The following is a 22,962-nucleotide window of genomic DNA, read 5'->3' as shown; positions in this document are numbered from 1 at the left end:
GAGCAGTCGGCGCGCGAGCGGGCAGGCGCACCGATGACGGCGACGGTGGCGGGGGTCAGCTGGGGCGTCGCGACGGACCGCGGGACGCGGCGGCAGGTCAACGAGGACAGCTTCCTCGCGCGGTTCCCGGTGTTCGTGGTCGCCGACGGCATGGGTGGCCACGAGTCGGGGGAGGTGGCGAGCGCGTACACGATCGAGGCGCTGCGCGGGCTGCTCGACGAGCCGACCCTGACGCCCCAGATCGTCACGACCCACCTGCGGCGAGCCGTCGCGCGCATCCGCTCGATCCCGACCGGGTCGGGTCCGCCGCCCGGGACGACCCTCACAGGAGCGCTCGTCGTGCGGGGGCCGGCCGGTCCGTCGTGGCTGGTCGTCAACGTCGGCGACTCCCGCACCTACCGCCTCTCGGGCGGCGAGCTCGCCCAGGTGAGCATCGACCACTCCGAGGTCGCGGAGCTGGTCGCGCGCGGGCTCCTGACGGCCGAGGAGGCGGCGCGCCACCCGCACCGCCACGTCGTGACCCGGGTGCTCGGCGGCGGTGGCGGCGACGATCCCGAGCCGGACTTCTTCCCGTTGGACTTCGTCGCGGGCGACCGGGTCCTCGTGTGCTCGGACGGCCTCACGGGCGAGGTCGACGACGCGCACATCACCGAGATCCTCCGCACGCACCCCGACCCCCAGGACGCTGCCGACCACCTCGTCGCGGCGGCGCTCGTCGCGGGCGGACGCGACAACGTGACGGTGATCGTCGTGGACGCCCCCGCCGGCTGACCGCCGTGCGTGCCGTCGGGGCGTGTCCGCATGGTGGTGGTCTCTCCGGGATGCCGCGGCTCGTCGCCGTAGACTGGCGTCAGCACCCCTGTGCCTGGCAGTCCCGCCAGATCGGCAGATCGACTGGTCCGCAGATCGATCCGAGCTGTCAGGGTCTCTCCGACCCGCTTCCTCGACCCGGAAGGTCCCGCGTCCCGTGAGCACGAACCGCAAGCTGCGTGTGGCGATCGTCGGCGCCGGCCCCGCCGGCATCTACGCAGCCGACATCCTGTCGAAGACAGGCATCGACGTCAGCATCGACCTCTTCGAGCGCCTCCCCGCGCCGTTCGGCCTCGTGCGCTACGGCGTGGCACCGGACCACCCGCGCATCAAGCAGATCATCGTGGCGCTCCACAAGGTGCTCGAGCGCGGCGACATCCGCCTGCTCGCCAACGTGGACTACGGCGTCGACGTCAAGCTCGAGGACCTGCGCCAGTTCTACGACGCCGTGATCTTCTCGACGGGCTCGATCCGCGACGCCGCCCTGTCGATCCCGGGCATCGACCTCGAAGGCTCCTACGGTGCGGCCGACTTCGTCTCCTGGTACGACGGGCACCCCGACGTCCCGCGGACGTGGCCGTTGCACGCCAAGGAGGTCGCGGTGCTCGGGGCGGGGAACGTCGCGCTCGACGTCGCCCGCATCCTCGCCAAGCACGCCGACGACCTGCTGCCGACCGAGATCCCGGCCAACGTCTACGAGACCCTCAAGGCCTCTCCCGTCACCGACGTCCACCTCTTCGCCCGTCGTGGGCCGGCGCAGGTCAAGTTCTCGCCGCTCGAGCTGCGCGAGCTGGGCCACGTGCCCGACGTCGACGTCATCGTCTACCCGGAGGACTTCGAGTTCGACGAGGGCTCGATGGCCGCGATCCACTCCTCGAACCAGACGAAGCAGGTCGTCAAGACGCTCACGGACTGGACGCTCAAGGAGCCCGAGGAGCTGACCGCCCCCCGTCGCATCCACCTGCACTTCCTCCACAAGCCGGTCGAGGTGCTGGGCGAGGACGGCCGGGTCGTGGGCCTGCGCACCGAGCGAACGGTCCTTCGGGGCGACGGCAACGTCGCGGGCACGGGTGAGCTGCACGACTGGCCGGTGCAGGCCGTGTACCGCGCGGTCGGCTACTTCGGCTCGCCGCTCGTGGACATCCCGTTCGACGACGCCGCCGGTGTCATCCCCAACGAGGAGGGGCGCGTTCTCGACGCCGACGGCACGCCGCTCCCCGGCGTCTACACGACCGGGTGGATCAAGCGGGGGCCCGTCGGGCTGATCGGGCACACCAAGTCCGACGCGACCGAGACCATCCGGCACCTCACCGAGGACGTCGGCGACGCGCAGGACGCCGCGAACCCGTTCTTCACGGCCGCAGACCGCGACCCGCACGCGGTCCTGGACCACCTGACGGCGCGGGGCGTCGAGGTCATCCAGTGGTCCGACTGGGAGGTCCTGGACGCCCACGAGCGCTCGCTCGGGGAGCCCGAGGGGCGCGAGCGCATCAAGGTCGTCCCGCGCGAGGACATGGTGGCCGTCTCGCTCGGGCGCCCGCTCACAGAGGACCCTCAGGCCTGAGAGGGAACGCTCCGGGGCCGACGCGCGTTGTCGAAGTCAGACGCCCCGCATCCGCGCGGGCCACGGTTCGCAAGGAGCGGGACGTTCCCATGGGGCACCGTCATTTCAACGGACTGAAGACCGCAGCACTGTTCGGCGTGCTGTGGGTCGTGCTGCTGGCGCTCGGCGCCTCGGTCGGGCGGGGCCGGTACATCTTCCTGTTCGCCGGTCTCGGCGTCGTCATGACCGCCTACAGCTACTGGAACTCGGACAAGATCGCGATCCGGGCGATGCACGCGGTGCCGGTGAGCGAGCTCGAGCAGCCCGGCATGTACCGGATCGTGCGTGAGCTCTCGACGGCCGCACGCCAGCCGATGCCGCGGTTGTTCGTGTCGCCGACGGCCGCCCCGAACGCGTTCGCGACGGGCCGCAACCCGCGCAACGCCGCCGTGTGCTGCACCGAGGGCATCCTTGCGCTGCTCGACGAGCGCGAGCTGCGTGGGGTGCTCGGCCACGAGCTCACGCACGTCTACAACCGGGACATCCTCACGTCGTCGGTCGCGGCGGCGGTGGCCGGCGTCATCACCTCGATCGCGCAGTTCCTCATGTTCTTCGGCGGTGGCGACCGTGACCGCAGCAGCAACCCGATCGCGGGCATCGCGATGGCGCTCCTGGCACCGCTCGCCGCCACGATGATCCAGCTCGCGATCAGCCGCACGCGCGAGTACGACGCGGACGAGGACGGTGCGCGCCTCACGGGCGACCCGCTGGCTCTCGCCTCGGCGCTGCGCAAGCTCGAGCGCGGCACGCAGGTCGCCCCGCTGCCACGGGACCAGAAGCTCGTCGACGTGTCGCACCTCATGATCGCCAACCCGTTCAAGGCGACCGGGGTCGCGCGGCTCTTCGCGACGCACCCGCCGATGGCCGACCGCATCGACCGCCTCCAGCGCATGGCGGGTCTGCCCCCGTACTGATCCGCAGTCCTCCTGGTGAGCACGCGTACCGGGACAACCCGGACGCACGCTAGCGTGCCGCCATCGGTGGGCGACGAGGGGCGGGCGAACGCGTGGTCGGAGCAGTCGAAGCACAGGTGGACGGGCCGCACGACCGCCCGGTGATCGTCGTCGGTGGGGGAGCCATGGGCTCGGCCGCGGCGTGGGCGCTCGCGCGCAGGGGCGTGCCGACGACGCTCCTCGAGCAGTTCGGCCCGGGGCACGTGCGTGGCGCCTCGCACGGTGCCGGGCGCATCTTCCGGCTCGGGTACGCCGACGTCGGGCACGTGCGGCTCGCCCAGTTCGCCCACCGGTGGTGGGACGTGCTCCAGGAGGAGTCGGGCGAGCGGCTGCTGACCCTCAACGGCTGCGTCGACCACGGACCCGTCCGCGCGCTGCGGGGCCTCGTCGAGGCGCTGCTCGTGTGCGGGGTCCCCTTCGAGTACCTGACGGGTCCCGAGGCGGAGGGTCGCTGGCCCGGGATGCGGTTCGACGACCGCGTCGTCGTGCAGAAGGTCGCGGGGCGCGTGCACGCCGACCGGACCGTCGCGGCGCTCCAGGCGCAGGCAGCCCGGCACGGAGCCGAGGTGCGTCACCACGTGCGGGTGACGGGGATCGAGGTGGCGGCCGACGGCGGCGCCGTGGTGCACGTCGTCGACGAGGGGCCGGACTCCGGGGGAGTCGTGAGTGAGCTCCGGGCGAGCGCGGTCGTGGTGACGACCGGCGCCTGGACGGCGGGGATGCTCGCGGGCGTGCCCGGGTTCGACGTGCTGCCCTCGCTCGTCGTGACCCAGGAGCAGCCCGCGCACTTCCCGCTGCGCGACCCGGCGCTCGTCGCCGGTGACGCGTGGCCCAGCTTCATCCACCACGTCGACCCCGCCGCGCACGCCGAGGCCCGCCTGCCGGACGCGCCCGACGGCGGGTACCCCCTGAGCGGCACGTACGGCCACCACACGCCCGGCGAGGGCGTGAAGGTGGGTCACCACGGCACCGGCCCGGTCGTCGACCCCGACACCCGGGACTTCATGGCCGAGCCCGGTCGTCTCGCCGAGCTGCGCGCCTACGTGCGGGAGTGGTTCGCGGGCCTCGACGCCGACGCGCCTGCGCCGATCAGCTGCACCTACACGACGACCCCCGACGAACGGTTCCTGCTCGACCGCGTCGGCCCGGTCGTGATCGGGGCGGGCTTCTCGGGCCACGGCTTCACGTTCACGCCCGGCATCGGCCAGGTGCTCGCCGACCTGGCGACCGGGCTGCGCCCCGAGGTGCCGGGCGTGGATCTCGACGCGTTCGCGCTCGCCCGGTTCACCGTCGGGGCAGTAGCGCCCGAGCCGGTCGAGGTCTAGCGGTAGTTCGTGAACTGCAGGGCGGCGTCGAGGTCGGCACCCTTGAGCAGCGCGATGACCTCCTGGAGGTCGTCGCGGCTCTTCGCCGAGATGCGCACCTCGTCCCCCGTGATGGTCGACTTGACGCCCTTGGGGCCCTCGTCGCGCACGAGCTTGCCGATCTTCTTGGCGACCTCGCTGCTCAGGCCCTCCTTGAGCGACGCCTCGAGGCGGAACTCCTTGCCGGAGGGGCGCGGCTTGCCGTCGCCGGTGTCGAGCGACTTCAGCGAGATCCCACGGTGGATGAGCCTGCCCTGCAGGACGTCGAGGATCGCCAGCACGCGCTCCTCGGAGTTCGCGACCATGAGGATCTTCTCGCCGCTCCAGCCGAGCGACGCGCCGATGTTCTTGAAGTCGTACCGCTGCGCGACCTCCTTGGCGGCCTGGTTGAGCGCGTTGTCGACCTCTTGACGGTCGACCTTGCTGACGACGTCGAACGACGCTTCGCTCGCCATGGTGTCCTCCCTGTCGAGCCGCACGGGGCGGGTCGGGTCGTGATCCTGAACGTCTACGTGACGGGATGCTGCGCGAGCACCCCGCTGGACTTGCTATCCTTCCACCCGCACGCCGTGCGCGGTGTGCGCAGGTGTGAGAGCTCGTGACATGCCTGCGTGAGACAACTGCACACGACCCTGGCGGGTTACCCGAGTGGCCAAAGGGGGCTGACTGTAAATCAGCTGGCAACGCCTACGGGGGTTCGAATCCCTCACCCGCCACAGAACGAACGGGGCGTCCTCTCGATGAGAGGGCGCCCCGTTCGCTGTCGGGTCCCACGGCTTCGCGTCGTACCCGGCGGCCTTGAGCTCGTCGACCGCCGGCTGGAGCTCGGCGTCGACGCCGGCCTTGGCGTCGGCGGGCAGGGCCATCGCGGCTGGCCAGGACGGGCCGGTGTCGACGGCGGCGTCCTTCGGCGACGTGCACGCGCTGGTCAGCGCGACGGCGAGCAGGAGGGCGAGGGTGACGGTCTCCACTCACGACGGCCGGCGGTAGCCGGGCTTGCGGACCTCGTCGGCGATCTGCTGCGCCTGGGTCGAGATGAGGCGCTTGTAGAACCAGAGGGCTCGCTCGACGTCGCGGTCGGGGTCGACACCGTCACGTGCGGCGAGCCAGTCCTTCTTGGCAGCGCGCACGTCGGCGTCGGTGATCTCCACGCGGAGCGCGTCGTCGATGGGCACCCGCGTACTCTTCCGTACGTTGATGTCCAGTTCACAGCGTTGGCGGACGAGTTCACCCGGCCGGTGCAGCGGATCGCGCGAACGTCACCCACCTGGCCCGCGACGCGTCTCACGATGCGGCTGGCGAGCGCCCTGCGGGCCCCGGCGGAAGGCGGATCTGGGCGGGTTCGGTCCGGTCCAGGGGGCCGATTTCGCTGGCGCGCCTGCGGCCGTGTAATCTTGCTCGCGCTGCCCCGATAGCTCAGTCGGCAGAGCGTCTCCATGGTAAGGAGAAGGTCAAGGGTTCGATTCCCTTTCGGGGCTCTGTTGGTGTGTCGGGGGTTCGTGTCACGGCTCGTCCGTGGGCGGCCCCTGCGCATCGATACAAGGCGGGGTAGCTCAGGTGGTTAGAGCACACGGCTCATAATCGTGGTGTCGCGGGTTCGAGTCCCGCTCCCGCTACCGCCACAGGACAGATCCGCGCGTCGGCCGGCGCGCGCAGACCGGTACGTTGCGCTTCGGCGCGAGAGGTGACAAGACCATGGCAAGCAAGAGCACGGACGTCCGCCCCAAGATCACGCTGGCCTGCACGGAGTGCAAGGAGCGGAACTACATCACGAAGAAGAACCGCCGGAACGACCCCGACCGCCTCGAGCTGTCGAAGTTCTGCCCGCGCGACAAGCGCCACACGCTGCACCGCGAGACCCGCTGACCTGAGCCCGGCAGCTCAGGCCGTGCGGGTCAACGCTGAGTACGCGGGGCGCGAGTACCCGCCGAACGCCGCCTACGAGGTCGGCCGCGAGAAGATCCGCGAGTTCGCCCAGGCCGTCGGTGCGACTCATCCGGCGCACCTGGATCCGGACGCCGCGCGTGCGCTCGGCTACCCCGACGTCATCGCACCTCCGACGTTCGCGGTGGTCGTCGCCCAGCGCGCCGAGGCGCAGCTGCTCGAGGACCCCGATGCGGGGATCGACTTCAGCCGCGTCGTGCACGCCGACGAGCGGTTCACGCACCACCGCCCGATCCACGCGGGCGATCGTCTCGTGACGGTCCTCCACGTCGACTCGATCACGGAGCGGGCCGGCCTCGCCATGGTCACCACCCGCGCCGAGATCGTCGCGGACGACGGCGCCCCGGTCGCGACCGTCGTCTCGACCCTCGCGGTGCGGGGGGACGTCGCATGACACAGCCCCGGCCCACCATCGCGCAGCTCGCCGTCGGCGACGAGGTCGTCCGCCGTCAGATCACCGTCGACCGCGCGCGGCTCGTGCGCTACGCGGGCGCGAGCGGTGACTTCAACCCGATCCACTGGAACGAGCGCGTCGCCCTCGAGGTCGGCCTGCCGGGGGTCATCGCGCACGGCATGTGGACCATGGGTGCCGTCTCGTCGGTCGTCGCCGACTGGGCGGGCGACCCGGGCGCCGTCGTCGACTACCAGGTGCGCTTCACGCGCCCCGTCCCCGTCCCCGACCCGGGCTCCGCGACCGTCGAGGTCGTCGGGACCGTCGGCGTGGTCGACGTGGCCGCGGGCACGGTCCGCCTCGACCTGACCGCGACGTGCGACGGCGTCCGGGTCCTCGGCAAGGCGCAGGCGGTCGTCCGGCTCTAGGTGCCGGGGCTCGAGGTGCCGGGGCTTGAACTGCTGGAGCGTGCTGCGGTCTGCGGCGCATCGTCCGGGACGCCGCCGGCCTCCGGTTCGATCGGGTTGCGCTTGGCGTAGATGTCGAGCAGCGACAGCAGGGTCGCGCAGATCGGGACGGCGAGCAGCGCGCCCGCGATGCCGAAGAGCGACGCGCCGACCAGCACGGAGACGAACGCGACCGCCGGGTGGATGTTCACCGCCCGGGCGCTGATGCGGGGTTCGAACGTGAGGTTCTCGACCTGCTGGTAGACCACGGCCCAGGCCAGCGCGATCACCCCCGTCCACGGGTGAGGGCTGAGCAGACCCACCAGCACGGGCAGGGCGATCGAGATGTAGGTCCCGATCGTGGGGACGAACTGCGCGACGAGCCCGGTCCAGATGCCGAGCGCGAGCCACGACGGCATCCCGGTGACGAGGAAGACGAGCGCCGAGGTGCTCGAGTTGATCGTCGCGAGTACGACGCGGGCCGCGACGTACTCGCCGGTCTTGACGGACGTGAGGTCCCAGACGTTGAGGAAGACCTCCTGCGACCGGTCGGGCAGCAGGCTCGCCACCCATCGCCGGAGGCGAGGACCGTCCGCGGACAGGTAGAAGACGAGCAGGAGCATGGTGAAGGCCGTCGCGATCGCGCCGACGAGCGATCCGATGATGCCGATCGCGCCACCGATCACCTGGTTCGCGTACCCGGTCGCCTGGGACGGCGTGAGCTGGATGGAGCTCAGGATGTCCTCGACGCGATAGCTCGTCGAGAACGTGCCGTTGACCCAGTCGGTCGCCGCGGTGACCACGTCCGGCAGTGCGCGCAGCAGCTGGGCGATCTGCTGGACGAACATGGTCCCGAACGCGACGACGAACACGACGGCGAACCCGCCGACCGCTGCCATCACGAGCAGCGTCGCGGCGCCCCGGCGCATGTGCCTCGAGAGTCGGAGGACGGCCGGCTCCATGGCGAGCGAGGCGAACCATGACATGACCACGGTGAAGATCACGGACCGGGCGTCGGTCAGCACGAACGATGCCAACGCCGCCGTGGCGACGAGCGCCAGGACGACGAGTCCCGCCTGCCAGACGTTACGAGGCGAGAACATGACGCGTGTGGTGCCTGTCGCGTCCGGCTCCGGGCCGGTCGCTGCGGTCTCGGGCCCCTGTCGGTCCACGACTGCCCTCCGTGGTGTCGTGCGCGACCGTGCGGTGCGCACCTGTGAGGGTAGCCAGAGTGCCGGGCGCGCGCGGGCGGTCGACTGTCAGGGCAGGTGCTGCGGGGGTGGTCCGGTCGTCGTGCCCGGGCGCAGCACCACCGGGAGCAGCAGCGGTTCGGGGGTGCGCCCGGCCAGGAGCGCCTCGACCGCGTGACCGATCGCGGCACCCTTCTCGGCGAGCGGCTGAGCGACGCTCGTGAGGACGTCGGGTGCGAGCCAGGGCAGGTCGAGGCCGTCGAACCCGGCGACGGAGACGTCCTGGGGCACGCGGAGCCCGAGCTCGCGGGCCGCGAGCACGACGCCCGCAGCGAGCAGGTCCGACTGCGCGATGATCGCGGTCGGCGGCTCGGGCGACGTGAGCAGCGCTCGCCCTGCCGCGGTGCCGTGCTCGACGAGCGAGGCGGGGGTCTCCCAGATCGCGACCGGGGTGATGCCCGCGTCGCCGAGCCCTTCGAGCCGGCGACGGGTGTACGCCCACTCGATGTCCGCGATCCGGTCGGCGTCGGCCAGACCCTCGCGGCGGTCGTGGCCGAACGCGAGCGTGACGGTCGCGATGCGCTCGTGGCCCAGCTCGAGCAGGTACCGACCGAGCCGCGCGATCCCCGCGCGGTCGTCGATGCCGACCGCGGCGACGCCCTCCTCCGGTGCGCCCTCGACGAGGACCGTGGGGGTTCCACGGCGTCGGAGCGCCGCGAGGACAGGGTCCCCGACCGAGCCGCCCCACATGATCACCGCGACATCCATCGCTGCCGACTCGACGAGCGGGTCGACGGCCGGAGCGCCGGGCGCGGTCGAGCCGGGCACGAGGAGCACCCCGAGCCCGAGCGGTCCGAGCGTGCTCACGAGGCCGTCGAGCGTCTGGACCGAGACGGGATCGCGGAACGACCGTCGCAGGGCGTCGCCGATGATGACGCCGACGATCCCGGAGCGGCCGCTGCGGAGCTGTCGTCCGAGCGGGTTGGGGCCGCTGTAGCCGAGCTCCTCGGCGGCGGCGAGCACCCGACGGCGGGTCTCGGCGGCGATGGGTCCGGCGCCCGAGAACGCCAGTGAGGCCGTCGAGACGGACACACGAGCGCTCGACGCGACGTCGGCCAGGGTCGGGCGGGGGTTCGACACGGGACCCAACGCCTCCGGTGGTCTCAGGCCGTCGGTCCGGGCACCCTCCGCGCAGGAGGTGAGCGTCCGACGGCGGTCGTGGTTGACGGTCATGGTGGTGGACGGCGGTTCTGGTTGACGCAGCGGTCAGCGTACGCGCACAATCATGTCGGTATCGAATCGATTCGACACGCACCTACCCGGACGCACCGACGCCCGTCCCCAGCAGATCGTGAGTTGTCTCGTGAGTCTCGGCAGTAGCGCGCGCACCTCGGGCGCGTCCCGTCCCGTCCCCACCATCGCCCCGACCTCGACGCCAGATCCCCTCGTCGCCCGCGCCCGACTGCTGCTCCTGGGACTGTTCGCCCTCAACGGGCTGACGTTCTCGAGCTGGCTCGCACGCCTCCCGACCGTCCGCGACGAGCTCGGCCTGTCGACCGGACAGCTCGGGAGCGTGCTGCTCGCGAGCTCGGCCGGATCGCTCGTGATGGTGGTGATCGCGGGAACCCTCGTCACCCGCTTCGGCGGACGACGCGTCCTGCTGGCCTCGACCGTCGGCTTCACGCTCGCGTACGCGTTCATGGGGATCGGGCCGACGGCCGGCTCGGTCGCGATGCTCGTCGTCGGCGTGATGCTCAACGGCATGTCGTTCGCGCTGTGCAACGTGCCGCTCAACGTCGAGACCGCAGCGGTCGAGCGGCGCATGGGCCGCACGATGCTGCCGCACTTCCACGCGGCGTTCTCGATCGGCGCGGTCGTCGGCTCGGGCCTCGGCGGTCTCGCGTCGCACGGGGGAGTGCCCCTGACCGTCCAGTTCGGTGTGACGGCCGTGATCGCGCTCGCCTGGCGACTCGGCTCGATCTCCCACGTCGTCCTCGACACGGTCGCGGCGCCGCGCCGGACCGACCTCGCCGCGCCGGACCTCGGCGTGTCGGACCTCGGCGTGTCGGACCTCGCCGCGCAGGACCTCGCCGTGTCGGAGGTTGCCGCGCCGGACCGCGCCGCCACGGGCGCCTCCGCTGCGGGCACCGCTGTGCGCCGCCGGGGCCTCGCCTCAGCGCTCGACGCGTGGCGCGAGCCCCGGACCCTGCTCATCGGCACCGTCATCATGGCGGCCGCGCTCTCGGAGGGCTCCGCCAACAACTGGCTCTCGCTCGCGGTGGTCGACGGGTTCGGGCGCGCGGAGGCGGTCGGCGCCGTGGTCCTGGCGGTCTTCATCGGGTCGATGACGCTCGTGCGGCTGTTCGGCACGCGGCTCATCGACCGTCACGGGCGCGTAGCGGTCCTGCGGGTCTCGGGCCTCGTCGCGCTGGCGGGCCTGCTGCTGTTCGGCCTGGCACCGAACCTGCCGATCGCGGCTGTCGGTGTGATGGCCTGGGGCTTCGGTGCCGCACTGGCCTTCCCGATCGGGATCGCTGCCGCGTCGGACGACCCGATGCGCGCCGCAGCCCGCGTCTCGGTGATCTCCGCGTTCTCGTCGGTCGCCTCGCTGGCGGCGCCCCCGCTGCTCGGCCTCGTCGCGCAGTCGATCGGGATCCGCCATGCGCTGCTGCTCATCACCGGCGCGATGGTCGTCAGCGTGCTGCTCGCACGCTCGGTCGGCCGCCCCGAACAGGGCACACTCGACGCTGTGACCACCGTGAGCTCCGTGACCACCGTGACCTCCTCGACAGGTGAGACCGCCGTGACCCCTTCGCCAGCCGTGACCGCAGAACCGCTACCCCTGTCGCTGCCCCGGCCGCGGACCGAACCCGTGCCGAGCCTGGCGGGCCGGCCATGACCGCGGCACCGGCCAGGGCGTCGTCCCGGACAACGACCGATCCCGCGCTGCGGGCCGCCTCGCGCGCGGTGTTCGCCGTCTTCGTGCTCAACGGCTTCAACTTCTCGAGCTGGGCCGCGCGCCTGCCCGCGGTGCGGGACGGCCTCGGCCTGACGCCGAGCCGGATCGGCGTCCTGCTGCTCATCGGCTCGATCGGCTCGTTGCTGGCGCTGCCGCTCTCGGGCCTGCTCGTGACCCGGCTCGGCGCCCCACGGACGGTGCTGGGCTTCGCGATCCTCAACGCGTCGGGACTCACCGTCGCGTCCGTCGGCGTGGCGACCGGGCAGGTCGTCGTCGTCGGGATCGGCCTCGTGATGTACGGGGTGGGGACCGGGGTCTGGGACGCGGCGATGAACCTCGAGGGCGCGATCGTCGAGCAGCACCTGGGCCGCACGGTCATGCCGCGGTACCACGCGGGGTTCTCGGTCGGGACGGCGGCTGCGGCGGGCGTCGCGGCGCTCGCGGCGTGGCTGCGGGTACCCGTCGTCGTGCACCTGCCCGTCGTGGTCGTCCTGACCACGCTCGGGGTGGTGTGGGCCGTACGCCAGTTCCTCCCGACGCCGACCGGCCACGGCGCGCCGTCGCACGAGGGCGAGCCGACCCTGCACGCGCCCTCCGAGGGTCGCCTGCGCCGCGCGTTCGGCGCCTGGTTCGAGGGTCGCACGCTGCTCATCGGGCTCGTGGTGCTGGCCGCGGCCCTGACCGAGGGGTCCGCCAACGACTGGGTCGCGCTCGCGGTCGTCGACGGCTTCGGCACGGACAACGCCGTCGGCGCGCTCACGTTCGGGCTGTTCGTGACCGCGATGACCGCGATGCGGTTCCTCGGGACCGGGCTGCTCGACCGGTACGGCCGCGTCGTCGTCCTGCGCCTGTGCTCGGGCCTCGCGCTGGCCGGCCTCCTGCTGTTCGCCCTGGTCAGCGAGGACATGATGGGGCTCGCCCTCGTCGGCGTCGTGCTGTGGGGGATGGGTGCGGCGCTCGGCTTCCCCGTCGGGATGAGCGCGGCGAGCGACGACCCGCTGCGAGCCGCGGCCCGCGTGAGCGTCGTCTCGACCATCGGCTACTCGGCGTTCCTCGCGGGACCGCCGCTGCTGGGGATGCTCGCGCAGCACGTGGGCTACCGCCATGCGCTGCTCGCGATCGCGATCCCGGTGGTCATCGGCCTCGGCGTGATCAGGGCGGCCGCACCGGTGCGGGCTAACCTGACGCAGTGACGACCTCGACCCGGACCCCGACGCTCGCGCAGCTCACGACCCTGCGCGTCGGCGGACCGGCGGGGCGGTACGTGGAGACATCGACCGAGGCCGAGCTCATCGACGTCGTGCGCTCGGCCGACGACGCGGGCGAGCCGCTGCTCGTGCTCGGTGCCGGCTCGAACGTCCTCGTGTCGGACGAGGGTTTCGACGGTGTCGTCGTGCGCGACCTGCGGACCGGCGTGACGACCCCCGACCACTCGGCGTGCGCAGGGGTGACGGTCGCCGTGCCCGCCGGGACGCCCTGGGACGACGTCGTCGCGCATGCCGTCGGCACCCGGCTCTACGGGGTCGAGGCGCTGTCGGGCATCCCCGGGTCGACCGGTGCGACCCCGGTGCAGAACGTGGGCGCCTACGGCCAGGACGTCGCCCAGTCGATCGCGACGGTGCGGACGTGGGACCGGTCGCGCGGACGGGTGCGGACGCTCGCGTTCGGCGAGCTCGCGTTCGCGTACCGCACCTCGCTGCTCAAGCGCTCGATGCGTGTCGACCCCTCCGACCCGCGCTCGCCGTGGTCGCCGACGCCGCGCTACGTGGTGCTCGACCTCACCCTCCAGCTGCGCGTCGGCCCGCTCTCCGCGCCGATCGCGTACGCCGAGCTGGCCAGGGCCCTCGATGTCGCCGTCGGGGAGCGGGCTCCCCTGGCTGAGGTGCGCGCCGCGGTCCTCGCGCTGCGTGCGGGCAAGGGCATGGTGCTGGACCCGACCGACCCGGACACCTCGAGCGCGGGCTCGTTCTTCACCAACCCGCTGCTGACCTCGGCGGACGCCGCGCTGCTTCCCGACGACGCACCGCGCTACCCGGCCGGCGACGGCACGGTCAAGACGAGTGCGGCCTGGCTCATCGAGCGCGCCGGCTTCGGTCGCGGGTACGGCCTGCCGGGTCCTGCTGCGGTCTCGACGAAGCACACGCTCGCGCTCACGAACCGCGGCGGCGCGAGTGCGCAGGACGTCCTGACGCTCGCCCGCACGATCCGGGACGGCGTGTCGGCGCAGTTCGGGATCAGGCTCGAGCCGGAGCCGGTGCTGGTCGGCACCGCGCTCTGACGCACCCTGCTCCGCCGGCCGATGTGGCGCAGGTCACACCCGATCGCGGTGATTCGCGGGCCCGGCCGGACATGACGAGGTATGGGACACCTCTCGCGGATCGGCGCGCGCGCCTCGGCCACCCGGCGCTCCCTCGTGGTGTCGGTGGCGCTGAGCCTCGCCACGCTCGCCGTCGCGTCCCCGTCGTTCGCCGCCGACGTCGGGTCCCCGACCGCTCCGCCGGTGGACAGGGTCGTCACCACGACCAGCCAGCGCGACGGTGCCGTCCTCGTCACGACCGCCGAGGTCGGGACGCTGTCGATCAGCGACTGCCGCTGGGGCTACACGTGCGTCTGGAGCTCGCCGTTCTACGCGGGAACCCTGGTGCAGTACAGGCTGCCGGGGCAGTACATCCCGCTGCCGTCGTTCCCGATCGGCTCGTACACGAACCGGTACGAGAAGCGCGCGACGTTCTACGAGACGGTCGGCGGTGGCGGACACAGCACGTGCGCCCCGCCGGGGACGTCCAACCAGTCGGTGTCGGGCTGGTTGAGTGCTGCCCGGTCGCTGTACCAGAGCACCACGACGACGAGCTGCTAGCGACCCCATGTCCCCTCGGCCGGCCCCGGGTGCTGTGCGGACCCCGCCCCCTAGACTCGACGCGACGGGGAGGCGGGGCGTGGACGAAGAGCAGTTCGCAGCGATGTTCGCCGACCTCTACCCCGTCGTGCTCGGCTATGCGGCGCGCCGCACGGACTGGCACGTCGCCGAGGACATCGCCGCGCAGACGCTCACGATCGCGTGGCACCGGGGTGACGTCCTGCCGGCCGATCGCGACGGCCGGTGCGCCTGGCTGATCGTCGTCGCCCGCAACCTCCTCGCGAACTCGCAGCGCGCCCGCATGCGGGCTGCCCATCTCGATGTCCGGATCCGCGCCGGGCTCGCCGCGGGCGTCCCGATGGTCGAGCTCGACCCCGCGTCGATCGTCGTCGACCGCATCGCCGCCTCGACCGCCATGCGCCGGCTCGCTCCCCGCGACCAGGAGATCCTCCAGCTCGTCGCGTGGGACGGCCTCGACCTGACGGGGCTGTCCCGCGTCCTGGGCTGCTCGACGACCGCCGCGGCCATGCGGCTGCACCGGGCGCGACGCCGGCTCGAGCTGCTCATGCGCGCCGGCCACCCGGAGGCCGACGATGGCGGCATCGACGCGTCAAGCGTGGGCGACGCGGCGAGCAGCAGCCCGCGCGGTCCCGACACCGACGGCCGGGGTCTCCCGGCAGTTCCGCCGCGCCGATGAACGACGCCGAGCTGCTGAGGGTCCGGCACCTGCTGGACGGGACGAACCCCGTCCCCGAGCGCGTCGTCGAGGGCTCCGACGAGCGTGCGGCCGGGCAGCGGGCTCTCGCGCGGATCGTCGCGACGCCACCGGACGCGGCGTCGGCGCGGATCCCCGGCGACGTGCGCGCGGCGGCGAACGGGGGAACCGCTCGGTACCGCAACCAGCGCCGGATCGGGCTGGGTGCGATGGCCGCGTGCATCCTCGTCGCGATCGGGATCGTCGTGAACCCCGCGACCCCGGCCGCCGTCGCCACGATGCCGCCCCCGCTGCGCTACGACCTCGTGGCGGACGGGGACATCGCGACTGCCGTCGGCGCCGCTGCGGCCCCGGTGCTGACCGGGCTCGCGACCGTGGCCGCCGAGCGCGTCGAGGCCACCCGCTCGGGCGACGTGCAGTACGTGCGCTCGGAGCGGTGGACCTTCGTCTCGGTGCAGGGCGGTGACGAGAGCGGCGCCGCTGTGGTCCCGAGCGCGGTCCTGACCTGGGTCTCGCCGGACGGCACGCTGCGCCGGTCGTCGCAGTCGGGCCAGCCCCTCCTGCTCAACGGGACGTTCACGCTGCCCCCGGCAGGGCAGCCGGCCGACGGCGACCTGGGGGTGGGGATCGAGCAGTTCGGTCCCGGCTCGAGCCGCGCTCCCGATGTCGCGGCTCTGGCGACGCTCGGGCCCGACGCGCTGCGCGCGACGCTCCTCGAGCGTGCGGGCTGCGTCACGCCGGACCAGCCGGCCGCCCCGTGCCTGCTCGACGGGGTCGCGCGGATCCATGACGACGCGGTCGTCGATGGCCAGGTCGACGCGGTGCTGTGGTCGCTGCTCGCCGCTGACCCGACGATCGTCACCCTCGGCCATGTCACCGACCGGGCCGGGCGCGACGACGTCGCCCTGACGACGGCCGTGGACGTGAAGGCCCCGGTGCGCACCATCCTGCTCATCGATCCGGCCACGGGCGCGCTCGTCGGCGTCGAGCAGGTGCTGCTGTCCGAGGACGCGGGCTACGGCGTGGCGGCGCCGGCGGTCATCGGGTTCGTGGCGTTCCTCGAGGAGGCCTGGGTCGTCGACCCCGTCGGGCTCTCGCGAGGCACCTGAGCGTCGGGGACCGGCCCGCTCCGCATGAGGGCGCCGCGGACGAGCGCGAGGGCCGTCTCGTCGGTCAGTCCAGCGGCCCGTGCCGTGTCGACGAACAGCCGTGCGGCCTGCTGACCTGCCGCATCGGCCGACGCGACGCCGGAGGCCACCGTCGTGCCGGCCCGGCGCCGGGTCGTGACGACGCCGGCAGTCTCGAGCTCGCGGTAGGCGCGTGCGACGGTCCCCGCGGCGACCCCGAGGTCGGTCGCGAGCGCGCGGATCGTGGGCAGGTGGTCACCGGGCGTGAGCCGCCCGGCTGCGACGTGGGCGACCACCTGCAGGCGGATCTGCTCGAACACGGGGACGCTCGACGCGAGGTCGACCTCGAGCAGCAGGCTCATGATCCGACCGGACCGCTCGCCGCGTGCAGCGCGCGGCCCACCGGTGCGGCGCTGCGAGCCGGCGCGGTCATCGCGGTCATCAGGATCGTTGCCGGTCCGGCGAGCGCGACCGCGAGGCCGAGGACCAGCAGGGTCGTGCCGCCGGCGACGAGGCCGACGCTCGTGCGGACGACCCCGTCGACCTCGATGGTCCCGACGTTGCGCAGCGCGCTCCCGGCGACGAGGAGGACACCGGCGAGGGTCCACGCGAGCACCAGCTGGGCGCCCCGCAGGACGCGCAGGGATGACAGCGCGCGTAGCGCGAGGTCGTCGGCGGGCGCGGTGTCCACCACGGCCGGGCGTCGCGCGACGAGCCGGAGGACGACCTCGGGCACCACCACGAGGACGGCAGTCGCCACGACGAGCGGTCCCCCGTAGAACCAGCCGGGGAACGGACCGGCGGCACCCGACGACGAGGCGTCCCACACGCGCGCGATGTCGCGACCGTTGCCGGAGGAGAGCCCGCACGCGACGAGGGCCAGGGCGAGACCTCCGGCCCACCCCCAGGTGAGGCGACGCAGCCCGACGGGCGCGATGTCGCGCACGGTCCGCGGGGTGAGCGGCGCCCGCCGCACCGAGCCGCTCGGGCGCGGCCACGTGAGCTCGCCGACGGACTGCACGGCCAGGAAGGTCGCCCCCGCCAGGGCGGGCGTCAGTCCGAAGAGCACGCCCGTGCCGAGCCCGCTGGTGAGGGAGGGGGTGAACGCCTGGATCACGACGAGCGCCGCGACGAGACCGACCCAGGCCAGCGCGTCGATGCCGCCGGCGTGCCGCCGCGCGGCCACGAGGGCGGAGCCGGGGGAGGCGGTCCGTTCGCGCGCGCTCAGCCGGTGGGCCAGCCCGATCACGACGACGGCGACCGCGACCGCGAGGGCGAGCGGGAGCAGCGCGAGCAGGGCGACGATGGGCACCGACATGACAGGCTCCGATCAATGAGTTAGTACATTGATACAATCGCCTCGTCGCCGGGGTGTCAAGTCGTCGAGGCGACGCTCACCCTGAGCAGCCGGTCGCCCCTCGGTCGCGTCAGGCCGGCGCGGCCAGCCAGGCGTCCACGCCTGCGAGCAGACGGGCCCGCGTCCCGTCCGAGGCCCGGCTCGCCCGGATCGACCCGCGCGCCAGGTCGGCGAGCTCGACGTCGTCGAACCCGTGCACGTCCCGAGCGGCCTCGTACTGCGCGACGAGCCGCGAGCCGAACAGCAGCGGGTCGTCGGCGCCGAGGGCGACCGTCGCGCCGGCCTCGACGAGCACGCGGAGCGGGACGTCCGACGCGCGTCGGTACACGCCGAGCGAGACGTTGGAGGCAGGGCAGACCTCGAGCGCGACACCCCGTTCGACGATGCGCGCGAGGACCGCGGGGTCCTCAGCGGCGCGGACGCCGTGGCCGAGGCGGTCCGGTGCGAGGTGGTCGAGCACCACGTCGATGTGAGCCGGTCCGAGCAGCTCGCCGCCGTGCGGCACCAGAGTGAGCCCCGCCCGCCGGGCGACCGCGAACGCCGCCGCGAACTCGGACGTCTCGCCGCGGCGCTCGTCGTTGCTCAGCCCGAACCCGACGACCTGGCCCGGCCCGTCGCCTGCGTGTGCCGCCGCGAGCCGCGCCAGGGTCCGCGCCTCGAGCGGGTGCCGCATCCGGGACGCCGCGACGATGACGCCGACCTCGATCGCGCTGGCCTCGCTCGCCGTGCGTGCCGCGTCGAGCACGATCTCGAGCGCCGGGGTGATGCCTCCGACGTAGGGCGCGTAGGACGTCGGGTCGACCTGGATCTCGAGGCGCCCCGACCCCTCGGCGGCGTCGTCGGCGGCGGCCTCCGCGACGATGCGGCGCAGGTCGTCCTCGCTCCGCACGCACGCGCGCGCCGCGTCGTAGAGCCGCTGGAACCGGAACCAGCCGCGCTCGTCCGCCGGAACTCGCAGCGGGTCGCCGTCGAGCAGCGCCGGCGGGAGCCGCACCCCGCGCGCGGCCGCGAGCGCCGCCAGGGTCGGCACGCGCATGGACCCGGTGAAGTGCAGGTGAAGGTGCGCCTTGGGGAGAAGAGCCACGTCACGCACGCCGTCAGTGTGCCAGGCGGTGTGCGTCCGCCGAGACTCCCGCGCGGCCGCGGTCAGTCGTCGGACTGCGCCGGCTGCGCCGTGGCGTCGACGAGGCGGTAGCCGACCCCCCGGACGGTGTCGAAGTGCTCCGCGCCGAGCTTCTTGCGCAGGTACCGCACGTAGACGTCGACGATGTTGGACCCCGGGTCGAAGTCGTACCCCCACACGAGCGACAGCAGCTGCTCGCGTCTCAGGACGTGGCCGGGATGCCGCAGGAACGTCTCAGCGAGCGCGAACTCGCGAGCCGACAGGTCGACCTCGCGGTTGCCCACCCGCATCCGCCGCGTCTGGAGGTCGAGCTCGAGGGCGCCGTGCGCGAGGGTCGTGACCTCGTCTGCGCCCGGCGGTGGTCGCAGCCGGAGCCGCACGCGGGCGAGGAGCTCCTCGAAGCGGAACGGCTTGGCCATGTAGTCATCGGCACCCTGCTCGAGCCCCGCCACCGTGTCCGTGACGGAGCTGCGCGCGGTGAGGATGAGGACGGGGATCTGGTCGCCGGCCTCTCTGAGCCGGCGCAGCACCTCGAACCCGTCCATGTCGGCCAGGCCGAGATCGAGGATCAGCAGCGCGTAGTCGCCGGTCCGGGCGAGCGCGAGCGCCTCCCCACCGGTGGGGACAGCCGTCGTCTCGAAGCCCGCGCCATGCAGGCCCTTGGCGATGAACGCGGCGATGCGCTCCTCGTCCTCGGCGATGAGGATCTGTGTCATATCTGCTCCTGCAGCTCGATGTCGGTGAATCGACCGCCGAGCGCGAGCCCGACGGCTGGCAGGTCGAGAACGAAGACGGCCCCGGTGCCCGAGGCGGGGGGCGGCTCCTCGACACGGACCGTGCCATGGTGTGCCGCGGCGATCGCCGCAACGATCGGGAGCCCGAGCCCGACGCCACCGTCGGCCCGGCGCCGGGTCCGATCCGCGCGTCCGCGCTGGAACCGCTCGAAGATGGCGTCCACCTCGCCGGCCGGGACGCCGGGACCTTCGTCGCGCACCCAGAACAGCACGCGTTCGCCCGTCACCTCGCTGCCGATGCGGATCGTGGTGCCCTCGGCGGAGAACCGCACCGCGTTCGCGAGGAGCTGCAGCCACGCCTGCGTGATCCGCTGCGAGTCGACGTTCACCGTCGCGTCGGCCCGCGCGGCGACCTGCCACCGGCGCCGGCCGAGCCCGCGCGCCTTGTCGAGCACGTCGTCGGTCAGTCGTCCGACATCGGTCGGTGCGGGGCGGACGAAGTCGGGGCGGTCGGCGGTGGCGAGCGTCACGAGGTCGTCGACGAGCCTGCGCATGCGGTCCAGCTCGTCGAGCGCGAGCGCCTGGGTGGCCCGCACGTCGTCCGGATCGTCCGGGTCGAGCAGCTCGAGGTGCCCACGCACGATCGTCAAGGGCGTACGAAGCTCGTGCCCGACGTCGTCGAGGAGCTCGCGCTGCGAGCCGAAGGCGCTCTGGAGGCGGTCGAGCATGTCGTTGACGGTCCGGGCGAGGTCCGACAGGTCGTCCTTCCCCGTGACCGGGATCCGCTCGGACAGGTCCGACTCCGTGATCTGCCGGGCGGTGTCGCGGAGCAGTCGTACCGGGCTGAGCAGGCGCCCGACGACGAGCCAGGCGACGACGGCGATGATCAGCAGCGAGCCGATCGTCACGATCGCGTACGTCGCGTACGTCGCCGTCAGGCGCGCGACCTCCGCGCCTCGGTCGACCGCCACGACGAACAGGCCGGTGTGCGGGTCACCCGTGACGGCGACGGGGATGGCGACGAGCCGGTACTGCGTCACGGCTGTGGTCACGGTGCGCAGCTCGACCGACGAGCCGGGCGGGATCGCGCCAAGAACCCGGACCAGCTGGGCGTCCGCCTCGAGCCGCAGCGGGACCGAGCTGGAGGCGAGCCAGTGCGGCGCGCCGTCGAGGAACGCGATCACGCCCTCGTTCTCGGTGAGCCCGCGGCGCTGGACTGCGTCGTGCAGCAGATCCTCGACCGTCGTGAACTCGGCCTGGGCCTTCTCCGGCTGCGGACCCGAGGCCGCGTCGGTGCGCAGGATGTCGACCGCACGACGCAGGGAGTCGTCGATGCGAGCGTCGGTGCGTTGCGCCTGAAGCGCAGAGGCCGCCGCACCTGCGATGAGAACGGCGAGCGCGGCGAGCAGGAGCACCGCCGACAGCACCCGCGCGCGGACCGTCAGATGCCTGCGGGCGCGGCGCGGAGCTGGAGCCGCGCGGTGGTGGCGGCGGCGTCGCCTCATCGGTGCGCCCATGGCGGGCTCACGGTGAACCACCCAGGCGTCGCGTCGACGTTGCTGGTCGACGTTCCGCTGGTCGTGGTCGGGCTCGGTATGGCGGCATCCGCCCGGCCTGCCCCGGGCGGGGTCTTGGCAGAGTCGTTGGCGGGCTTGCCGTTGGCGCGCGGAGCGCTCGACGTCGCGGTGCCGTCGGCCGACGGCGAAGCGGCGGACGTCGCCGTGAGCGCGCGGACGTCGCCGCCCGACGAGGCCGACGGTGCCACGGCCGCAGCCGGCCGTGCCACCTGACGCGCCGGCGTCATGGCGAGCGCGTCGGGTGGCGTCGGCTCGGTTGTCGCCGCGGGGGATGCGGAGGGTGGCGGATCTGTCTCGGTGGCGTTCGTGACGACGAGCGGTCCGCCGAGCTCGCTCATGCGCGACGGGTCAGCGAAGAGCATCCACGTGCCGAACCCGAGCAGCACGACGGCGGCGATTCCGCCTGCGACGATGCTCCGAGTCTGTGACACGACTCGACAGTATCGGGGGTTTCGGACAGATCCGTAGGAACCGTCGCTGCACCGGTCGTGCGCCGGCGACGACCGGCAGCCGGAACAGGCCCGGCCTACTCGGCCTCGCCCAGCAGCGACTGGATCCGCGACACGCCTTCGACGAGGTCGTCGTCACCGAGCGCGTACGACAGCCGCAGGAACCCGCTCGGACCGAAGGCCTCGCCAGGCACGACGGCGACCTCGACCTGCTCGAGGATCAGGGTCGCCAGCTGGGCCGACGTCGTCGGGGTCACCCCGCGGATCGTACGACCGAGGACCCCGGCGACCGACGGGTAGGCGTAGAACGCGCCCCGCGGCACGGGGATGCGGACGCCGTCGATCTGGCCGAGCATCTCGACCATCGTCCGGCGACGACGGTCGAACGCCGTCCGCATCGTCTCGACCGCGGACAGGTCCCCGCTCACCGCGGCGATCGCTGCGCGCTGCGAGACGTTCGCGACGTTGGACGTCAGGTGGGACTGGAGGTTCGTGACGGCCTTGATGACGTCCGGGGGCCCGATCATCCAGCCGACCCGCCAGCCCGTCATCGCATAGGTCTTGGCGACCCCGTTGAGCACGATCGTGGTGTTGGCCAGCTCGGGGACCGCGCGGACGATGGGCGTGAACACCGCGTCGTCGTACGTGAGGTGCTCGTAGATCTCGTCGGTGAGGACCCAGATGCCGTGCTCGTGCGCCCACCGGCCGATGGCCGCCGTCTGCTCGGGGGAGTACACCGCACCCGTCGGGTTCGACGGCGAGCAGAAGAGGAGCGCCTTGGTGCGCTCGGTCCGGGCGGCCTCGAGCTGGTCGACGGTGACGAGGTAGCCCTGGTCGTCGCCCGCGAAGACCTCGACCGGCACGCCACCTGCCAGCCGGATGGCCTCGGGGTACGTCGTCCAGTAGGGCGCGGGCAGGAGCACCTCGTCGCCGGGGTCGACGACGGTGGCGAACGCCTGGTAGACGGCCTGCTTGCCGCCGTTCGTCACGAGCACCTGACCGGGGCTGACCTCGTAGCCCGAGTCGCGCAGCGTCTTGGCCGCGATCGCCTCGCGCAGCGCCGGCAGGCCGGCGGCCGGCGTGTAGCGGTGGTTCGCGGGGTCCTTCGCGGCAGCGACGGCGGCCTCGACGATGTAGTCGGGCGTCGGGAAGTCGGGCTCGCCGGCGCCGAACCCGATGACGGGACGGCCGGCGGCCTTGAGCGCCTTGGCCTTCGCGTCGACGGCGAGCGTCGCGGACTCGGCGATGGCCGCGATGCGTGCGGAGACGCGCGGCTTGGGGGTGAAGGCAGGCTGTGCAGGCGTGTTCTGGCTCACCTGCCCATCTTGGCAGACCTGCGGTCCGCGGCGCCGAGGGTGACCAC

24 protein-coding genes and 3 tRNA genes are annotated in these 22,962 nt (G+C 72.9%); 16 read left to right on the top strand and 11 right to left on the bottom strand.

Features of this window, described 5'->3' with window-relative positions; all coding sequences use genetic code 11:
* Positions 1 to 33 precede the first annotated feature (33 nt).
* The 4 genes from DDP54_RS04900 to DDP54_RS04885 all read left to right on the top strand — a co-directional run bounded on the left by DDP54_RS04900 (position 34) and on the right by DDP54_RS04885 (position 4,691).
* On the top strand, positions 34 to 771 hold the full coding sequence (locus DDP54_RS04900) for a protein phosphatase 2C domain-containing protein (RefSeq protein WP_109130795.1): 738 nt from the start codon (positions 34 to 36) through the stop codon (positions 769 to 771).
* 196 nt (positions 772 to 967) lie between these two features.
* On the top strand, positions 968 to 2,374 hold the full coding sequence (locus DDP54_RS04895) for an FAD-dependent oxidoreductase (RefSeq protein ID WP_109130794.1): 1,407 nt from the start codon (positions 968 to 970) through the stop codon (positions 2,372 to 2,374).
* Positions 2,375 to 2,463: 89 nt separating this feature from the next.
* On the top strand, positions 2,464 to 3,327 hold the full coding sequence (gene htpX / locus DDP54_RS04890) for a zinc metalloprotease HtpX (protein ID WP_109130793.1): 864 nt from the start codon (positions 2,464 to 2,466) through the stop codon (positions 3,325 to 3,327).
* A gap of 92 nt (positions 3,328 to 3,419) precedes the next feature.
* Positions 3,420 to 4,691, top strand: coding sequence for an FAD-dependent oxidoreductase (locus tag DDP54_RS04885; RefSeq protein WP_242448224.1), 1,272 nt, complete (start codon positions 3,420 to 3,422; stop codon positions 4,689 to 4,691).
* Here the strand turns inward: DDP54_RS04885 and DDP54_RS04880 are convergent.
* A complete protein-coding gene (locus DDP54_RS04880) occupies positions 4,688 to 5,185 on the bottom strand; it encodes a YajQ family cyclic di-GMP-binding protein (protein ID WP_109132359.1) in 498 nt (165 codons plus the stop codon). The two genes, DDP54_RS04885 and DDP54_RS04880, sit on opposite strands and share 4 nt — an antisense overlap.
* 179 nt (positions 5,186 to 5,364) lie before the next feature.
* Between DDP54_RS04880 and DDP54_RS04875 the strand changes: the two genes are divergently transcribed.
* Positions 5,365 to 5,446, top strand: a tRNA-Tyr gene (locus DDP54_RS04875).
* Positions 5,447 to 5,701: 255 nt separating this feature from the next.
* Here DDP54_RS04875 and DDP54_RS04870 read toward each other — a convergent pair.
* Positions 5,702 to 5,905: a hypothetical protein gene (locus DDP54_RS04870; RefSeq protein WP_109130792.1), complete on the bottom strand. Its 204-nt coding sequence runs from the start codon at positions 5,903 to 5,905 to the stop codon at positions 5,702 to 5,704.
* 230 nt (positions 5,906 to 6,135) lie between these two features.
* Between DDP54_RS04870 and DDP54_RS04865 the strand changes: the two genes are divergently transcribed.
* The 5 genes from DDP54_RS04865 (at position 6,136) to DDP54_RS04850 (ending at position 7,493) form a co-directional block, all read left to right on the top strand.
* Positions 6,136 to 6,208: transfer RNA gene (locus tag DDP54_RS04865), tRNA-Thr, on the top strand.
* Between the two features lie 64 nt (positions 6,209 to 6,272).
* Positions 6,273 to 6,346, top strand: a tRNA-Met gene (locus DDP54_RS04860).
* A gap of 79 nt (positions 6,347 to 6,425) precedes the next feature.
* Positions 6,426 to 6,596, top strand: a complete 171-nt coding sequence (gene rpmG / locus DDP54_RS18110; protein ID WP_158274455.1) for a 50S ribosomal protein L33 — start codon at positions 6,426 to 6,428, stop codon at positions 6,594 to 6,596.
* Between the two features lie 22 nt (positions 6,597 to 6,618).
* Positions 6,619 to 7,068, top strand: coding sequence for a MaoC family dehydratase N-terminal domain-containing protein (locus DDP54_RS04855; RefSeq protein WP_158274454.1), 450 nt, complete (start codon positions 6,619 to 6,621; stop codon positions 7,066 to 7,068).
* Positions 7,065 to 7,493, top strand: a complete 429-nt coding sequence (locus tag DDP54_RS04850; protein WP_109130790.1) for a MaoC family dehydratase — start codon at positions 7,065 to 7,067, stop codon at positions 7,491 to 7,493. The genes DDP54_RS04855 and DDP54_RS04850 overlap by 4 nt, the downstream gene beginning before the upstream one ends.
* On the opposite strand, the gene DDP54_RS04845 is transcribed toward DDP54_RS04850, so the two are convergent.
* Together DDP54_RS04845 and DDP54_RS04840 are read right to left on the bottom strand one after the other, a co-directional pair.
* Positions 7,490 to 8,683 (bottom strand): AI-2E family transporter, encoded by a 1,194-nt coding sequence (locus tag DDP54_RS04845; RefSeq protein ID WP_197711315.1) that lies wholly within the window; start codon positions 8,681 to 8,683, stop codon positions 7,490 to 7,492. The genes DDP54_RS04850 and DDP54_RS04845 overlap by 4 nt on opposite strands.
* Positions 8,684 to 8,770: 87 nt before the next feature.
* The gene (locus DDP54_RS04840) at positions 8,771 to 9,841 is read right to left on the bottom strand and encodes a LacI family DNA-binding transcriptional regulator (RefSeq protein ID WP_242448223.1); all 1,071 of its coding nucleotides are present in this window, start codon (positions 9,839 to 9,841) and stop codon (positions 8,771 to 8,773) included.
* 223 nt (positions 9,842 to 10,064) lie between these two features.
* Between DDP54_RS04840 and DDP54_RS04835 the strand changes: the two genes are divergently transcribed.
* The 6 genes from DDP54_RS04835 to DDP54_RS17935 all read left to right on the top strand — a co-directional run bounded on the left by DDP54_RS04835 (position 10,065) and on the right by DDP54_RS17935 (position 16,341).
* Positions 10,065 to 11,600, top strand: a complete 1,536-nt coding sequence (locus DDP54_RS04835; protein WP_242448222.1) for an MFS transporter — start codon at positions 10,065 to 10,067, stop codon at positions 11,598 to 11,600.
* Positions 11,597 to 12,853, top strand: coding sequence for an MFS transporter (locus DDP54_RS04830; RefSeq protein WP_109130787.1), 1,257 nt, complete (start codon positions 11,597 to 11,599; stop codon positions 12,851 to 12,853). The genes DDP54_RS04835 and DDP54_RS04830 overlap by 4 nt, the downstream gene beginning before the upstream one ends.
* Positions 12,850 to 13,938, top strand: a complete 1,089-nt coding sequence (locus DDP54_RS04825) for a UDP-N-acetylmuramate dehydrogenase (RefSeq protein ID WP_109130786.1) — start codon at positions 12,850 to 12,852, stop codon at positions 13,936 to 13,938. The genes DDP54_RS04830 and DDP54_RS04825 overlap by 4 nt, the downstream gene beginning before the upstream one ends.
* Positions 13,939 to 14,019: 81 nt before the next feature.
* Positions 14,020 to 14,517, top strand: a complete 498-nt coding sequence (locus tag DDP54_RS04820; protein WP_109130785.1) for a peptidase inhibitor family I36 protein — start codon at positions 14,020 to 14,022, stop codon at positions 14,515 to 14,517.
* A 79-nt stretch (positions 14,518 to 14,596) separates the two neighbouring features.
* Positions 14,597 to 15,214, top strand: coding sequence for a sigma-70 family RNA polymerase sigma factor (locus tag DDP54_RS04815; RefSeq protein WP_158274453.1), 618 nt, complete (start codon positions 14,597 to 14,599; stop codon positions 15,212 to 15,214).
* The gene (locus tag DDP54_RS17935) at positions 15,211 to 16,341 is read left to right on the top strand and encodes a hypothetical protein (RefSeq protein ID WP_146192362.1); all 1,131 of its coding nucleotides are present in this window, start codon (positions 15,211 to 15,213) and stop codon (positions 16,339 to 16,341) included. The genes DDP54_RS04815 and DDP54_RS17935 overlap by 4 nt, the downstream gene beginning before the upstream one ends.
* On the opposite strand, the gene DDP54_RS18825 is transcribed toward DDP54_RS17935, so the two are convergent.
* From DDP54_RS18825 to DDP54_RS04775, 7 genes are all read right to left on the bottom strand, one after another.
* Entirely contained in the window at positions 16,248 to 16,721 is a 474-nt protein-coding gene (locus DDP54_RS18825; RefSeq protein ID WP_109130782.1) for a GntR family transcriptional regulator, read from the bottom strand. The two genes, DDP54_RS17935 and DDP54_RS18825, sit on opposite strands and share 94 nt — an antisense overlap.
* Entirely contained in the window at positions 16,718 to 17,677 is a 960-nt protein-coding gene (locus tag DDP54_RS04800; protein WP_109130781.1) for a hypothetical protein, read from the bottom strand. The genes DDP54_RS18825 and DDP54_RS04800 overlap by 4 nt, the downstream gene beginning before the upstream one ends.
* Before the next feature lie 109 nt (positions 17,678 to 17,786).
* Positions 17,787 to 18,809 (bottom strand): adenosine deaminase, encoded by a 1,023-nt coding sequence (locus DDP54_RS04795; RefSeq protein WP_109130780.1) that lies wholly within the window; start codon positions 18,807 to 18,809, stop codon positions 17,787 to 17,789.
* Positions 18,810 to 18,862: 53 nt separating this feature from the next.
* Complete coding sequence (locus DDP54_RS04790; protein ID WP_109130779.1) at positions 18,863 to 19,555, bottom strand: response regulator transcription factor; 693 nt, start codon at positions 19,553 to 19,555, stop codon at positions 18,863 to 18,865.
* Positions 19,552 to 21,078: an ATP-binding protein gene (locus tag DDP54_RS04785; protein WP_109132357.1), complete on the bottom strand. Its 1,527-nt coding sequence runs from the start codon at positions 21,076 to 21,078 to the stop codon at positions 19,552 to 19,554. The genes DDP54_RS04790 and DDP54_RS04785 overlap by 4 nt, the downstream gene beginning before the upstream one ends.
* Complete coding sequence (locus DDP54_RS04780; protein ID WP_109130778.1) at positions 21,075 to 21,581, bottom strand: hypothetical protein; 507 nt, start codon at positions 21,579 to 21,581, stop codon at positions 21,075 to 21,077. The genes DDP54_RS04785 and DDP54_RS04780 overlap by 4 nt, the downstream gene beginning before the upstream one ends.
* A 95-nt stretch (positions 21,582 to 21,676) precedes the next feature.
* On the bottom strand, positions 21,677 to 22,915 hold the full coding sequence (locus DDP54_RS04775) for a pyridoxal phosphate-dependent aminotransferase (protein ID WP_109130777.1): 1,239 nt from the start codon (positions 22,913 to 22,915) through the stop codon (positions 21,677 to 21,679).
* Between the last annotated feature and the right edge of the window lie 47 nt (positions 22,916 to 22,962).

The organism is Cellulomonas sp. WB94, from assembly GCF_003115775.1.
GTDB lineage: Bacteria > Actinomycetota > Actinomycetes > Actinomycetales > Cellulomonadaceae > Cellulomonas_A.
The sequence above is the reverse complement of the archived record's forward strand: the minus strand, read 5'-3'. Positions and strand labels throughout refer to the sequence as shown.